At 57.3% G+C, this 14,094-nt stretch carries 14 protein-coding genes and 1 pseudogene; 13 read left to right on the forward strand and 2 right to left on the reverse strand.

The window, feature by feature from the left end; translation table 11 throughout:
• Window positions 1–81 precede the first annotated feature (81 nt).
• On the forward strand, window positions 82–1,326 hold the full coding sequence (locus tag ISF27_RS09280) for a PucR family transcriptional regulator (protein WP_235986237.1): 1,245 nt from the start codon (window positions 82–84) through the stop codon (window positions 1,324–1,326).
• Between the two features lie 50 nt (window positions 1,327–1,376).
• On the opposite strand, the pseudogene ISF27_RS13540 reads toward ISF27_RS09280, so the two are convergent.
• Window positions 1,377–1,457, reverse strand: a pseudogene (locus tag ISF27_RS13540) (IS3 family transposase); the annotation flags it as partial.
• A 551-nt stretch (window positions 1,458–2,008) separates the two neighbouring features.
• Between ISF27_RS13540 and ISF27_RS09285 the strand changes: the two are divergent.
• Entirely contained in the window at window positions 2,009–3,562 is a 1,554-nt protein-coding gene (locus tag ISF27_RS09285; protein WP_194611214.1) for an SH3 domain-containing protein, read from the forward strand.
• A gap of 90 nt (window positions 3,563–3,652) precedes the next feature.
• The gene (locus ISF27_RS13350; protein WP_235986217.1) at window positions 3,653–5,521 is read left to right on the forward strand and encodes a D-alanyl-D-alanine carboxypeptidase family protein; all 1,869 of its coding nucleotides are present in this window, start codon (window positions 3,653–3,655) and stop codon (window positions 5,519–5,521) included.
• 33 nt (window positions 5,522–5,554) lie between these two features.
• Here the strand turns inward: ISF27_RS13350 and ISF27_RS09295 are convergent, their stop codons facing one another.
• Window positions 5,555–6,604 (reverse strand): 3'-5' exonuclease, encoded by a 1,050-nt coding sequence (locus tag ISF27_RS09295; RefSeq protein ID WP_194611215.1) that lies wholly within the window; start codon window positions 6,602–6,604, stop codon window positions 5,555–5,557.
• A 216-nt stretch (window positions 6,605–6,820) separates the two neighbouring features.
• Here ISF27_RS09295 and hisC point away from each other — a divergent pair, with 216 nt between their 5' ends.
• From hisC to ISF27_RS09345, 10 genes are all read left to right on the forward strand, one after another.
• A complete protein-coding gene (gene hisC / locus ISF27_RS09300) occupies window positions 6,821–7,876 on the forward strand; it encodes a histidinol-phosphate transaminase (RefSeq protein WP_194611216.1) in 1,056 nt (351 codons plus the stop codon).
• A 12-nt stretch (window positions 7,877–7,888) separates the two neighbouring features.
• Window positions 7,889–8,482 (forward strand): imidazoleglycerol-phosphate dehydratase HisB, encoded by a 594-nt coding sequence (gene hisB / locus ISF27_RS09305; RefSeq protein WP_194611217.1) that lies wholly within the window; start codon window positions 7,889–7,891, stop codon window positions 8,480–8,482.
• Window positions 8,479–9,594, forward strand: a complete 1,116-nt coding sequence (locus ISF27_RS09310; protein WP_194611218.1) for an ATP phosphoribosyltransferase regulatory subunit — start codon at window positions 8,479–8,481, stop codon at window positions 9,592–9,594. Before hisB ends, ISF27_RS09310 begins: the two co-directional genes overlap by 4 nt.
• On the forward strand, window positions 9,591–10,211 hold the full coding sequence (gene hisG / locus ISF27_RS09315) for an ATP phosphoribosyltransferase (RefSeq protein WP_194611219.1): 621 nt from the start codon (window positions 9,591–9,593) through the stop codon (window positions 10,209–10,211). Before ISF27_RS09310 ends, hisG begins: the two co-directional genes overlap by 4 nt.
• Window positions 10,212–10,213: 2 nt before the next feature.
• Window positions 10,214–10,828 carry an imidazole glycerol phosphate synthase subunit HisH gene (hisH, locus tag ISF27_RS09320; RefSeq protein ID WP_194611220.1) on the forward strand — a complete coding sequence of 205 codons (615 nt, stop codon included), beginning with the start codon at window positions 10,214–10,216 and terminating at the stop codon, window positions 10,826–10,828.
• Between the two features lie 10 nt (window positions 10,829–10,838).
• A complete protein-coding gene (gene hisA, locus ISF27_RS09325) occupies window positions 10,839–11,558 on the forward strand; it encodes a 1-(5-phosphoribosyl)-5-[(5-phosphoribosylamino)methylideneamino]imidazole-4-carboxamide isomerase (RefSeq protein ID WP_194611221.1) in 720 nt (239 codons plus the stop codon).
• 19 nt (window positions 11,559–11,577) lie between these two features.
• Entirely contained in the window at window positions 11,578–12,339 is a 762-nt protein-coding gene (gene hisF, locus ISF27_RS09330; protein WP_194611222.1) for an imidazole glycerol phosphate synthase subunit HisF, read from the forward strand.
• A complete protein-coding gene (gene hisI, locus ISF27_RS09335) occupies window positions 12,336–12,749 on the forward strand; it encodes a phosphoribosyl-AMP cyclohydrolase (protein WP_235986231.1) in 414 nt (137 codons plus the stop codon). The genes hisF and hisI overlap by 4 nt, the downstream gene beginning before the upstream one ends.
• 57 nt (window positions 12,750–12,806) lie before the next feature.
• Entirely contained in the window at window positions 12,807–13,148 is a 342-nt protein-coding gene (gene hisE, locus ISF27_RS09340) for a phosphoribosyl-ATP diphosphatase (RefSeq protein ID WP_268904258.1), read from the forward strand.
• Between the two features lie 98 nt (window positions 13,149–13,246).
• Window positions 13,247–14,083, forward strand: a complete 837-nt coding sequence (locus ISF27_RS09345) for a histidinol-phosphatase (protein WP_194611223.1) — start codon at window positions 13,247–13,249, stop codon at window positions 14,081–14,083.
• Window positions 14,084–14,094: the final 11 nt, after the last annotated feature.

Consider the following 14,094-nt stretch of genomic DNA (forward strand, 5'->3'; position numbering starts at 1 on the left):
TTTAGAGTCCAAAGTTGAAATGGAACTTTTAGTGGAACTCAGTTGAAGAGTTCACATTTATATGTTCGTTTACTTTCTTTGATGGAGACATCTGAGCGTGTAACGGCAGCTAAACTTACGCTGAGTAATGCAATGTTGGACGGGGGAACCATTGCTGATATTTTGGAGATTGCTTCTTCTTTGCTTCAAAATCCGATTCTCTTGCAGGATTTTACGACTAGGGTGCTATTCAGTTCTTCTATATCCTCGTCTGCAATGGAAGATGAAATTCTGCATAGCGTATTTACTTATGGCTATGTCCTTCCAGACCTTTTTGAAAAATATGATTATGATAATGTTCTTGACATGATTGCCCAAGAACCTGAAGCTTTCCTTTTACAGTCAGACAAGAAAAACAATCGATTGATTCGTAGGCTAAATGTCAATAAAAAGTATTTTGGTTGGGTACTGGCAGTGGAAGATACACATCCGTTCCAGTATGGTGATGCTGATATCATGAATTATCTGGCCGAAATTCTGACATTTATGCTGGAAAAAGACAACTATTCTGCCGGCAACACGCAAGTAGAGAACCTCATTACTGAACTGCTCGATGGAATGACCTCATATACCGAAAAAGATTTTCGACAACGTGCATCTCGTTTTGGCTGGAATATAAGAGATTCTTTTGTCTTGACCGTTCTATCTGGCAAAAAATTGACTCATGTTGGCAGAAATACAATGGCGGCTTATCGAAACCACCTGTCTTTGCTATTTCCTGAGGCCAAAATATTTGTTTATCACAATAACCTTAATTTACTCTCAGAATATCGGAATAATAATTTGCAAGAAGATCGCATACTTTCTATTGTCGAGAATTATGGGCTGACTGCATCAATCAGCGATCCGTTTGAACAGATCACTGATCTTCCGGAAGTTTTTCGAGAACAATTAGCTGTTTTGCACATTGGAAGAAAATTAAATAGATCAGACCGAGTTTGGCATTTCCGGGATTTCGTTATTTATGTCGCCGTCTTTTATCTTGCACAGACAGGCAATATTCGTCATTACTGCAGTGATGGTCTGGTTCGAGTTTTTAAGTATGACAAAAATCACGGATCAGATCTTGCAAAATCCAAACGCGTGTATCTGGAAAGCGGAGCGTTGAATACTGCCAGTAAAAAACTAAATATCCATCACAACACGCTCCAGTATAGGCTGGCAAAATTCAATGAGATTTCCGGAATCGGGATTAATAACAGAATGTCTGAACTGGAACTGATATTGTCATACTATATTTTGGATTTATTTCCAGAAATTTTGGATCATGACGGAAAGGAAGCATAAGCAGCAAGCAAGAGCTGTGATAGTGGGGTGCGGGCATTTTCTTGGACTGCCTAAGTAGCAATTCCAAGACTACGTCTGTACTCCAAAGGGCTCATGTTACCGAGTGATACCTTGATCCGTTTTTCATTATACCTAAGAGATGAGCTCTTGGCTCTTTATATTTTTCAATTTACACCATTATAAGGGCATTACCACACTAATATAGTCCGTGAATTTATCCGGCACCAAACTTCCACGAAGCAGATACTGCTGGGCATCAATTAATGCCATCTTTCGGAATCATTTTGACCATACAGTCCTAAGATACTAGCAGAATAATCCCGTTTCGGATTTTCGAAAGAGAGCGTCCAATGAACCGTATTCTCGAAATTCAGAATCGTGATGCCAGGAAGCCTTACCAATACAGCCTTCATCGATACCACATCCTTGTTCTTTACGCTATCATAAAAGCGGAAACATCAATTAATAAAATGCAAAAACGGAACATTATGTATCGTTCATTGAGTTTAATTTAAGACTACGTTCCGCACAGCCCGGAAATATCAAGACGGCGATATGTTCCCACAGAACGGAAGAGGTTTTTCAGTGGAGGGAATAAATTTTCGAAGCCCCGCAAAAGCCGTGCACATTTTGCCCGGATAGATTATAATCAACATGATTATAGTTTCAGGAGGATTGGACTATGGCAGACGCAAGAAGAGACAATTCGCCGGACAGCCGGGAGATGATCCGGTCCGGCGTCCAGGAGATAGAGCATCTGATCGGCAGACAGGAATATCACGAGGCGATGATCCGCGCGGGGGAGACGCTGAAACTCATGGTGGATACCCTCTGTGCGCGGGAGGATATCCCGGACGGCAGCCTGATCGAGCGGATTGACGAGCTGGAAAATCACGGTGTGCTCGATAAAAATGCGTATGAGCGCTATAACCGGATCCGCATGATCGCCAGCAAGGCAAAGCATGAAAATGATAACAGCGCCTACAACGCGAATCAGATTCACCGGTTGCTCGCGGATGAGGTTTCGGTCTTTCCCGGCATGGATGATCTTCAAGCAGCCGGGACAGGGCGTCATGCGCTGAGGGAAAAAGGGTCGGCGCGCCTTGCGGCAGACCGTTCGGAGAGGGATAACCGCTTTGAGCGCGAGGCCAGGCAGCAGGATGCCATCCGCCGGGCAAAGCGGGCGGAGAAGCTTCTGGCGGAAATTTCCGATAAGGATGCCGGGGAAGCTCAGGCGCCCGCGGAAAAGACCGCCCAAAATAGCAAAAATCCAGAAAGTACCGAAAGCGCCGAAAACATCGAAAGCACCGGAAATTCCGAAACTTCCAAGGCGGAAGCGAAGGAGGGCATTTCTGTGGTGGGAAATGCGTCCGCGGGGAGCATGGAAGCCATGCCGGATAAGCCCGCAGTGGAGAGTACAGAAGCTGCGCCGGACGAGACGCCGGCGGGGAGCGCGGAAGCTGCGCCGGAAAAGCCGGCCGAAAGTGCGGAGGCTGCGCCGGAAAAGCCGGCCGAAAGTGCGGAAGCTGTACCGGAGGGCAGAGATGCTGCATCGGAAATGACTGCGGAGGAAGGACAGGAAGAAGAAAGTCGGGATGAAGAACGCCAGGCGGATGAGAGGGAAACACTTCGCGGCCGGCTGGCTGCGAACCGCTCCGCGTCCCGCCGGAGGAGAGCGATGAATGCCGGGCCTTCGATCAGCCCGTCGGCGGTCATTAAGCCGGTTCTCCTGATCGCGATCATCATCGTTCTTCTGGTGATCATCCGGCTGCTGCAGCCCGCGGGGGATATTTCCGGGACGGCAGCGGAGACTGCGGCGGCTGCAAGCAGTGTCGCCGGGGAAAGCACGGAGAGCGGTGCCACAGGCGAGAGCGCGGAGAGCGGTGCCACAGACGGGAGCACGGAGAGCGGCGCTGCGGATGAGAGCGCGGAGGGCAGCAGCGCTGCGGATGCGGAGACTACGGCAGCGGAGAGCGCTGAAACGACAGCCCAGGCTGCTTCGGAGACCGCCGCGCAGACGAAGGCTGCCGCGGCGAGCTATCGGGTTAAGGCGGATGTCGAGATTGTGCGCGTCCGTAAGACGCCGAAGACCGATGACGACACCAATATCGCAGGACTTCTTGCCGCCGGCGACAAGGTCAGCTATGTCGGGGATCAGGATGACCAGTGGGCCATCATCAATTACAACGGGAAAGAGGCCTACGTAGCGAAGCAGTATCTCGAGAAGGTTGAGTAAACCGGAGGGGCAGAGTTCTGAAAGAGGAACCCTGCCTCTTTGTGTCCGGGGGTTCTCCGCGGCAATATCGGTTTACCATAAGGAAAAAGGATGAGAAAACACGGAAAATGGCAGCCGGGTCCTGTCCGGCTTCTTCTTGCGGCAGCACTCGCCGCCGCGCTGCTCTTTGCGGGATTTCCCCGCTGTAACCGGGCGATGGCGGACACGCCCTGGCCGTCAGGCTGTGATATCGCGTCGGATGCCGGCGTCGTCATGGATGCGGCGACCGGGACGGTTCTCTACGAAAAGAATATGCACGGCACCTACCCGCCGGCCAGCATCACCAAGGTGCTGACGGCGCTGATCGTGCTGGAAAAATGCGATCTGGGCGAAGAAGTGACGTTCTCCCGGAATGCCGTCCGGAATGTTGAGGATGACAGCACGTCCGCCGGCTACGAGCCCGGCGACACGGCATCGGTCGAGACGCTGCTCTATGCCCTGCTGCTCAAGTCTGCCAATGAGACGGCAAATGCCCTGGCGGAGCATGTCTCCGGGAGCACGGAGGCATTTGCCGGCCTGATGAACGAGACGGCAAGCGCGCTGGGCTGCCAGGATTCCCATTTTGCCAATCCCAGCGGGCTGAACGATCCGGACCACTATGTCAGCGCGTACGATATGGCGCTGATTCTTCGGGAAGCGATTCAGAATCCGGTCTTTGTGCAGATCATCTCGACACCGTACTATCAGCTTCCCGCGAACAGCAGGTATCCGGACGGCCTGGCGATCTCCCCGGGCAACAAGATGGTCAAGTCCAACTGGCCGCAGTACCGGAGCGACTGTATCGGCGGAAAAACTGGATATACGCAGGCCGCGCGGAATACCCTGGTCAATGCGGCGCGCGAGGGGGATTTTACCGTGGTCACGGCGGTCCTGCACAGCAGCAATACGCAGTACGAGGATACCAGCCGGATGATGGATTTTGCTTTCCAGAATTTTACTTCGGTTCGGGCAGCGGACACGGAGACGGCGGTCAGCCGGCTTGCGGATGACCTGACGATCGGCGGCTATCGGGGAAGCGCCGGCCTCGTGCCGGTGGTGGACAGCGAGAGCCGCCTGGTTCTGCCGAAAAATGCGCCGGCCGACAGCCTCACGGTCTCTGTGGAGATGGCGGCGGGGGCAGCGGATGACACGGCGGGAACATCGGACAGTACGGCAGGAATATCGGACAGTACGGCGGGAACATCGGACAGTACGGCGGGAACATCGGACGGTACGGCGGGAACATCGGACGGCACGGCGGGAACGCCGGACGGCGCGGCAGGAAAACTGACCTACGCCCTGGATGGGCAGACGGTCGGCACCGCCTGGCTGTTCTTTGCCCGGCAGTCTCCATTCGGTGAGGCGGATCCCGGCGGTGACCAGGCGGTGCACTCCGCCCTGTCCGGGGGAACTTCCAAGAAGGAGAGCGCGGAGAGCGCGGAGAGTACCGGAGTGCCCGGAATTTCCGCGCTGCTCTCCGGGATCGGGGCGGAATCCGCCACCGGAACCACCGGAGTTGATGCGAAATCTGCGCTCACCGCTTCCTCCGCGGAGGAGAGCGCGGCGCAGGCAGGGATTCCCTCCGTGCGGGAGCTTGTCGGCCGGATTCCGCGCCGGGTACTATGGATCGCGGCCGGATGCATTTTCCTGGTTCTGGTGCTGAACCTGCTGTTCAGCATCCGGAGGGCGGGAAAAGCCAGGGAGGAGATGGAGGCGGAAATCCGCCGGAGAAAGCGGGAGAAGCGCCTCCGGGAGAGCGGCATGACCCGTGAGGAACTGGAAAGGATGAAAAGACAGATCCGCGAGGGGGCAGCCCGCCGGAAGGAGGGCGGCCCGGCGGAATTCCCGAAGAAAACCGGGAAAACGGCAGGATCCCCGAAGAATGCGGGGAAAGCGGCGGGGAAGCCCCCGGAGGGCGGCCCGGCGGACGGGCAGGAATAGAGTTCAGACTTTACGGCGCGGGACAGGGCGGGATCAGGGCTCCAGCATTTTCCTGCGCCTGTTTCTTCCGATCGCGCTGCCGGAGGCGGGGCGCAGGCCGGTCTTCTGCGGCGCCTTTGCCTCCTCCATTCGGAGGCGGCGGTTCCTGGCGGCGCGCTTTCTGCGCTGATCCTCCTTCTTCCCGATGACCAGCTCCACGCCGGATTCATCGGTCAGGCGGGTGGTTTTTACGGCAAAAAAACGGCCATCGTCGGTCTTTTTCACCCGGATTTTCCCGCAGACGTAACCGTGCTCCGGGCAGACGGCAAGGCAGTAATAGTAGCGCTGGTTGGTGGTGAACCAGCGGACTTTCTTCCTGAGAGCGCGGTGGCATTTTGTGCAGCAGATCCGCGTGAGCTCCCGGTCGGCGAGAATGTCCTCCTTTACCGCGTAGGGGTGGCTGACCAGTTTTTCATAATCCGGAAATTTCAGGAAGAACGGCTCTTCATCCTCGCCGGGAAGCCGGTAGTAGTCTGTCGAGACATAGGCCTTCCGGCTCAGAAAATTCATCTTCTGCATGACCTTCGCCGTGTACCAGGCGTCGTCCGCCGCCCGGTGGAATGGGCGCTCCGCGGCGATTGCCATCTCCGCGGCAGCCTTGTCCAGGGATTCCATGACAGGACTGCCGGTGATCATGCCGTAGATTTTCTGGAGGTCATAGTAAAGAAAGGGGACAGGGAAGGGAAGTTCCATGCCGTAGTAGACCATATTCCGCTGAAGCTCGGTCAGGTCCATGGATCCCCAGGTACAGAACATATAGTCGTCACCGCACCAGGTGAAAAAGTCGTCCATGACCTCCGGGAAGCTGCGCCCCTTCGCCCGGAGTTCTTCCATGGTGAGATGAGTGACTTCTGTGATTTTCCGGTTCATTTTCCGGTAGACCGAAGGGCGGATGAGACCCTGGAATTCGGACACGATCTTGAGATGTTCGTCCAGGCGGACGGCGCCGATCTCGATGATTTCGAAGGGAAGCTCGGCGAGGCCGGGAGAATGAAAGGCTGGCGTCTGGTTCCATTCCAGATCCATCACGACATATTGGCTCATGGTTGTACACTTTCCTGAAAAAGATGATTACTGACAGTTTATTTTATCACATGCCGCGCGTGCCGTCGACAGGCGGAGCAGGTTTTGGCCGGCGGCAGCGGCGCATGCGTTGGCAGGTTTTGGAAAATGCGGTCTTGACAAAAAATTGAACTTATTTTATCATACCCGTATGCCACACTTTAGTTTGCTACCACGATAAAGCGACAGGAGGCCAGAATGTCCCGTTATTTGAATCCTCTATATAAAGACCTGATTCCCTATACGCCCGGGGAACAGCCCCAGAACCGGAAATACATCAAGCTCAATACCAACGAGTCCCCGTATCCGCCGGCGCCGGGCGTGCTGGATGCCGTGAACCGTGAGGAGGCGGAGAACCTCCGCCTGTATTCCGACCCCACGGTGATGCCGCTCAAGGAAGCCCTGGCTGACCGGTACGATGTGCGTCCGGAGAACATTTTTGTGGGAAATGGCTCCGATGACTGCCTGAATTTTGCCTTCATGGCGTTCGGCGCCGACGGCGCGGCGTTCGCGGATATCACCTACGGGTTTTACACGGTATTCGCCAGCCTCCACCACGTCCGGGCGGACATCAAGAAGCTGAAGGAGGACTATACGCTGGATCCCGCGGATTACCGCGGCTGCGGCAAGGCGGTCTTTATCGCCAACCCGAACGCCCCGACCGGCCTCTCCATCCCGGTTTCCAAGATCGAGGAGATCGCCCAGAGCAATGCGGGCCATGTGGTGGTGATTGATGAGGCCTATGTGGACTTCGGCGGCGAATCGGCGGTGCCGTTCGTCAAGAAGCACCCGAACCTCCTGGTGGTTCAGACATTTTCCAAGTCCAGGTCGCTCGCCGGCGCAAGAGTGGGTTACGCGATCGGCAGTGAGCAGGTGATCGCCGACCTTGAGACGATCCGCTACTCGACGAATCCCTACAATATTAACCGGATCAGCATGGCGGCTGCTGCCGCGGCGGTTCGGGACCGGGCATACTACCAGGCAAACTGCCGGAAGATCATGGCGGTGCGCCAGTACACGAAGGATGCCCTGGAGAAGCTGGGCTTCCGCGTGCTGGATTCCCAGGCGAACTTCCTCTTTGCCGAACACCCGGACTATAGCGGGAAGACCATGTACGAGCAGCTCAAGGAGAGAGGAATCCTGGTCAGGCACCTGCCGGGCAAGCGGACAGACAACTTTAACCGGATCACAATCGGGACGAAGGAACAGATGGACGCCCTGCTGAAGACGGTGGAGGAGATCCTGAACAGCTAAGGAGAACAGATGATGAGAAAAGCAGAGATACGGAGAACCACAGCGGAGACGGACATTTCCCTGGTTCTCGATCTTGACGGAGACGGAAAACATTCGGAGATCAGCACAGGAATCGGGTTTCTCGATCATATGCTGGTGCTCTTTTCCCGGCATTCCGGGATTGAGATGAAGCTTTCCTGCAAGGGCGATACCTGGGTGGACGACCACCACAGCACCGAGGATATCGGGATCGCCATGGGCGAAGCCGTGCGGAAGGCGCTGGGCGACAAAAAGGGGATCCGGCGGTACGCCTCGCTGTACCTGCCGATGGACGAGGCGCTGGTGCTCTGCGCCGTGGATATTTCCGGCCGGGGCGGCTGCTATCCGGTGCTGGATTTCCCGTCGGAGAAGATCGGCACCTTCGACACGGAGCTGGTGGAGGAGTTCCTCCGGGCATTTGCGGTCAACGCGGGAATCACGCTTCACGTCCGCCAGGAGGCCGGCGTGAACTCGCACCACATCGCCGAGGGCGTGTTCAAGGCCCTTGGTCATGCGATGCGGGAGGCAGTCTCCATTGACCCGCGGTTTGCCAAGGATATCCCATCGACGAAAGGTGTGCTGGAATGACGACGACAGATTTCAATGAGCTCTATAAATCCTTCGGATATCGGAAGTTCAAGATGTCCAAATTTGAACCCTATGACCTCTACGCGGATTACCGCGATTTCCTGACCAGCCGGGAGCTGATCACCTTCACGGACCTGGACGGGACGCTTCTCGCGATGAAGCCGGATATCACACTCTCCATCATCAAGAACAACACCGGTGAGGAGAAGGTTTATTATAACGAAAATGTCTACCGCGCCCGCAATCATCACTATCGGGAGATCCAGCAGGTTGGCGTCGAGTGCGTCGGGAAGGTGGATTTTTACTGCGAGGCGGAGATCCTCGCCATGGCGGCGAAGTCTCTCGCCCTGATTTCTGACCGCTATGTCCTCCGGGTTTCGGACGTCGGCTTCCTCGACCAGGCGATGGCGGCGCTCGGGCTCTCCCCGAGCACAGAGGCGAAGACCGCGGAGCTCTTCGGGGCGAAGAACACGGCAGGGCTCAAGGCGCTGGAAAATGCGGGGGAGATTACCGCGGAGGCGGAGAAAGCCCTGGCGGCCCTCATGGAGTTCTACGCGCCGTTCGAGCAGGGCATCGGGATGATTGAAGGCATGGACGTTCCGGGAGCTCCGGAGTTCGCCGCAAAGCTCCGCCAGGAGGCGGAGGTGCTCCGGGCCTTCGGTGTGCTGGATTCCATTTTCCTGGACTTCTCCCTCGTCAACAGCATGGATTACTATAACGGGATTGTCTTCCAGGGGGCGGTTCCGCAGATCCCCTATGAGCTCCTGTTCGGCGGGCGCTACGACCGCCTGCCCAGGAAAATGGGCAAGGACATGGATGCCATCGGCTTTGCCATTTACCTGGATGAGATTGACAATTACATCACACCGCCGGTAAAGTATGACGTGGATTATCTCCTGGTCTATGACGGGGAGGATGCCGGGAACGCGGTAAAGGTCGCGGAGGCGGTCCGGGCGCTCACCTCCCGCGGGTACCAGGCCCGGGCGGTGCGCCGGGATATGGCGGAGAGCATGCAGCAGAGGCCGAGAAGCCGTTTTACGGTCGATCTCGCGAAGGATGGCTTTGATCCGGAGAGCCTCAGGGAGAACACCAGGGGAGGTGCCGCAGAATGATTAACGTTGCGCTGCCGAAGGGAAGGCTCGGCGAAAAGGCTTATGCCATGATGGCGGAGGCGGGCTATGAATGCCCGTCCATCCTCGAGAAGAACCGCAAACTGACCTTTGAGAATCCGGAAAAGGGCGTCCGCTATTTCTGGGTGAAGCCCTGGGATGTCGGCGTGTATGTGGAGCACGGCGCCGCGGATGTCGGCATCTGTGGCAAGGATATCCTGTTGGAAAATACTCCCGATGTCTACGAACTTACCGATCTCGGTATCGGGAAATGCCGGATGTGCGTGGCCGGGCCAAAGGATTTCTTCGATGACGGCCGCAGGACGCTCCGCGTTGCGACGAAATTCCCGAATATCGCCTCCGGTTACTATGAGTCGGTCGGCAGGGATATCGAGATCATCAAGCTGAACGGCTCCATCGAGCTTGCCCCGATCCTCGGGCTCTCCGACGTGATTGTCGATATCGTCGAGACCGGCAACACGCTCAGGGAAAATCATCTCGCGCCGCTGGTGGATATCGTGAATATCAGCGCCCGCTTTGTCTGCAACAAGATCAGCTATCAGTTCAAGTATGAAGAGATCCTGCGGATGAACGCACTCCTGGCAGGAAAGGAAGGATGAGCATGATTGCGATTATTGATTACGGGGCGGGAAACCTGTTCTCCCTCAAGAGCTCGCTCGGCATCATCGGCGAGGAGGCGGAGATCACCAGGGACCGGGAGGTGCTCCGGAAGGCAGACCACCTGATCCTGCCTGGCGTGGGCGCCTTCGGTGACGCGGTGAAGAAGCTCCGGGAGACGGGCATGTTCGACGCGGTGAAGGCGGAGGCGGAGGCGGGAAAGCCGCTCATGGGCATCTGCCTCGGCATGCAGCTGCTCTTTGACCGCTCCTTTGAGTACGGCACGCACGACGGCCTCGGCCTCATCCACGGCGAGATCCGGGACATTTCCCCGATGCTGCCGGAGAATTACGATGTCCCGCACATGGGATGGAATTCCCTTCACCTCATCGGGAAGTGCCCGATCCTCAGGGACACCCGGGAGGGGGATTATGTCTACTTCGTCCATTCCTTTGCCGGATTCGGCTGTGACGAGGACCTGCGCGCCACCGCGGACTACGGCTTCCCGGTGACCGCGGTTGTGCAGCATGAAAATGTCTGCGGCTGCCAGTTCCATCCGGAGAAGAGCGGCGCGGCCGGGATGAAGATCCTGAAGGCATTTGCCGATTGGAAGCCCTGAGGAGGATGACATGGTAATTATTCCCGCAATCGATCTGTATGATCAAAAGGTAGTCCGCCTTCTCCAGGGGGACTACAGGAAAATGACCGTCTACTCGGAGGATCCGGCGGAGGAGGCGCGGAAGATCGCCGCCTGTGGAACGACGGATCTCCATGTGGTTGACCTGGAGGGCGCCCGGGACGGGAAGACCAGCAATTTTGACGCGGTTGCCGCGATTGTCCGGGCATCGGGCATGGCCGTTGAGATCGGCGGCGGAATCCGCGACCTGGAGACGATCCGGCGCTACCTCGACGCCGGTGTTGCCAGGGTGATTCTCGGGACAAAGGCGGTGACCGATGAGGCGTTCCTCCGGGAGGCGCTCGCGGAGTTCGGGAGCGCGGTGGAGGTCGGCGTGGACGCGAAGGACGGGAAAGTCGCGGTGAGCGGCTGGACCAAAGTCCTGGATGTGGACATGCTGGATTTTGTCCGCCACCTCGGAGAACTCGGCGTGAAGCATGTGATCTGCACGGATATCTCGCGCGACGGGGCAATGAAGGGCACGAACCTTGCGCTCTACCGCGAGCTTAAGGCGCTCGGCGGCCCGGAAATCACCGCGTCCGGCGGAATTTCCACCTATGAGAATATCCGGGCGCTGAAGGATATGGGCATCTACGGCGCCATCGTCGGGAAGGCGATGTACACCGGGGACATTGACCTCAAAAAGGCCATCGCGATCACCGGGGAGCAGTGAGCCGGACGGGAGGAAGATCATGATAACAAAGAGAATCATCCCCTGCCTCGACGTCAAGGACGGCAGGGTAGTCAAGGGAGTCAATTTTGAGGGGCTCCAGGACGTCAGCGATCCGGTCACGCTCGCGGCGGAGTATTCCGCCGCCGGGGCGGACGAGCTGGTCTTTTACGACATCACGGCTTCAGCTGAGGGGCGGAAGCTTTTCACCGACGTCCTCCGCCGGGTGGCGTCCTCGATCTTTATCCCGCTCACCGTGGGCGGCGGCATCAGCTCGATCGAGGATTTTGACCGCGTCCTCCACAGCGGCGCGGACAAGGTATCCGTCAATTCCGGCGCCATCCGCCGGCCGGAGCTCATCCACGAGGCGGCGGAAAAGTACGGCAACCAGTGCGTTGTCCTCTCGGTCGACGCGAAGCGGGTGGACGGGAAATTCCACGTCTTTCAGAACGGCGGGCGCCTGGACACGGGCATGGACGCCCTAGAGTGGATCCGCTCCGGCGTGGAAGCCGGCGCGGGGGAGGTTGTCCTCAACTCCATCGACACGGACGGCGTGAAGAAAGGCTTTGATCTCGAGATGCTGAAGGCGGTCAACGCGATCGTCAAGGTTCCGGTGATCGCCTCGGGCGGTGCCGGCAGCATGGAAGATTTCGTGGAGCTGTTCCGGGAGATCCCGGACATCTCCGCAGGGCTTGCCGCAAGCATTTTCCACTTCGGGGAGGTCTCGATCGCCGACCTGAAGAAGAGGCTTGCGGAGGAAGGAATACCGGTGCGCCAGGGATGAACGGGAAAATGGATGAGGCCGCGATTCTCCGCGCGGCGGAGCGGGCCGGGAAGCCGGCGGAGCGCTCCGGCAATTTTAACCTGGAGAAGGTTGTTTTTGACGACAGGGGGCTTGTGCCCTGCATCGTCCAGGATTACAATACCGGGCGGGTGCTGACCCTCGCCTACATGAACCGCCGCTCCCTGGAAATCACGCTGGAGCGCGGGGTGACTTGTTTCTGGTCGAGATCCCGCGGCGAGCTCTGGCTGAAGGGCGAGTCCAGCGGCAATTTCCAGCACATCGTGACGCTGGAGACGGACTGTGATGCTGACGCCATTCTGGTCCGGGTGATCAAGGAAGGGCCAGCCTGCCATCAGGGGACGGATTCCTGCTTTGACGGCAAGATGTGGGTGGAGTTTAAGCAGAAATAACGGTTCAGAAACGGGCTTGCACTGAACCAGACAGAATAAGAGAGGACAGGAGTTATTATGGCAGAGGAAAAATTTACCATCGACGCGCTCTATGCGCTGCTTCAGGACAGAAAGGCAAAGATGCCGGAGGGTTCCTACACGACCTACCTGTTTGACAAGGGGCTGGATAAAATCCTGAAAAAGGTGGGCGAGGAGTGCACCGAGGTCATCATCGCCGGAAAGGACAGGGATAAGAAGGAGACCGTCTATGAGATTGCGGATCTCACCTACCATGTGCTTGTCCTGATGGTGGAGGCGGGCATCACGCCGGAGGATATCCGGGCGGAGCTGGATTCCCGCCGCGTGATCGACCACAAGGTAAAGCAGGAGAAGATGGCTTCCGACGCGGATTCCGAGTGACGTCTGCCGCCGTTTTCGGGGATCGTCCGGCTGCTGGGGCGCGGTTCCCGACGGCGGGGATAACTTTGGCGGCGGGAGGATTTCGAGAGGAGTGGGATATGGCCCTGCTGGCAAATTTTCACACGCACTGCACCTTCTGTGACGGGAAGGACACGGCGGAGGATATGGTGAGGGAGGCGGTCCGGAAGGGCTTCCTCCACCTGGGAATGTCCAGCCATGCCGATACCTGGTTTGATCCGGATTACCGGATGGACATGAAGGCTTATCTCACCGAGATCCGCCGCCTGCGGGAGGCTTACCGGGACAGGATCGAGATTCTCGCGGGCGTGGAGATGGATTGCCTTTCCCGTCCGGAGGCGTCGGACGGGGCCGAATATGTCATCGGTTCCACCCACTACCTCGACCTCGGCGATGGCCGGTATCCTTCTGTGGACGATACGGTGGAGATCCAGGACCGGGTCTGCCGGGAGGAATTCGGCGGTGATTATTACCGGTACTGCCGCGCGTATTATGACCTGGAAGCCCAGGTCGTCGCGCGGACGAAATGCACCTTTATCGGGCATTTTGACCTGGTGACGAGATTTAATGAGGAAGAGCCCCGGTTTGACGAGGAAGATCCCCGCTATCTCGGTCCGGCGAAGGAGGCCATGCGCGCCCTCGCGGAATATCGGCTTCCGTTCGAGATCAATACCGGTGCCCTGAACCGCGGGAGACGGTCTGTGCCGTATCCGGCGCCGCCTCTCCTCCGATATCTGCATGAGCTCGGCGGGGAGATCATCATCAATTCCGATGCCCACCAGAAGGAGAAGCTCGACGGGGCATTTCCCGAAGCCATCCGGTGCGCCATCCGGTGCGGATTCACCCACACCAATATCCTGGCCAAGGATGGGGGAAAACCGGTTTTCCGCCAGATTGCCCTGGACCGCCTGCTCTGACCTGCGCAAGG

It is taken from the genome of Clostridium vitabionis (assembly GCF_015351765.1).
Lineage (GTDB): Bacteria > Bacillota > Clostridia > Lachnospirales > Lachnospiraceae > Clostridium_R > Clostridium_R vitabionis.

Bases quoted from the DNA above. Each gene is read 5' to 3' on its own strand.
- ISF27_RS09280 (WP_235986237.1), top strand. From the start codon at position 82: ATGGAGACATCTGAGCGTGTAACGGCAGCTAAACTTACGCTGAGTAAT.
- ISF27_RS09285 (WP_194611214.1), top strand. From the start codon at position 2,009: ATGGCAGACGCAAGAAGAGACAATTCGCCGGACAGCCGGGAGATGATC.
- ISF27_RS13350 (WP_235986217.1), top strand. From the start codon at position 3,653: ATGAGAAAACACGGAAAATGGCAGCCGGGTCCTGTCCGGCTTCTTCTT.
- ISF27_RS09295 (WP_194611215.1), bottom strand. From the start codon at position 6,604: ATGAGCCAATATGTCGTGATGGATCTGGAATGGAACCAGACGCCAGCC.
- hisC (WP_194611216.1), top strand. From the start codon at position 6,821: ATGTCCCGTTATTTGAATCCTCTATATAAAGACCTGATTCCCTATACG.
- hisB (WP_194611217.1), top strand. From the start codon at position 7,889: ATGAGAAAAGCAGAGATACGGAGAACCACAGCGGAGACGGACATTTCC.
- ISF27_RS09310 (WP_194611218.1), top strand. From the start codon at position 8,479: ATGACGACGACAGATTTCAATGAGCTCTATAAATCCTTCGGATATCGG.
- hisG (WP_194611219.1), top strand. From the start codon at position 9,591: ATGATTAACGTTGCGCTGCCGAAGGGAAGGCTCGGCGAAAAGGCTTAT.
- hisH (WP_194611220.1), top strand. From the start codon at position 10,214: ATGATTGCGATTATTGATTACGGGGCGGGAAACCTGTTCTCCCTCAAG.
- hisA (WP_194611221.1), top strand. From the start codon at position 10,839: ATGGTAATTATTCCCGCAATCGATCTGTATGATCAAAAGGTAGTCCGC.
- hisF (WP_194611222.1), top strand. From the start codon at position 11,578: ATGATAACAAAGAGAATCATCCCCTGCCTCGACGTCAAGGACGGCAGG.
- hisI (WP_235986231.1), top strand. From the start codon at position 12,336: ATGAACGGGAAAATGGATGAGGCCGCGATTCTCCGCGCGGCGGAGCGG.
- hisE (WP_268904258.1), top strand. From the start codon at position 12,807: ATGGCAGAGGAAAAATTTACCATCGACGCGCTCTATGCGCTGCTTCAG.
- ISF27_RS09345 (WP_194611223.1), top strand. From the start codon at position 13,247: ATGGCCCTGCTGGCAAATTTTCACACGCACTGCACCTTCTGTGACGGG.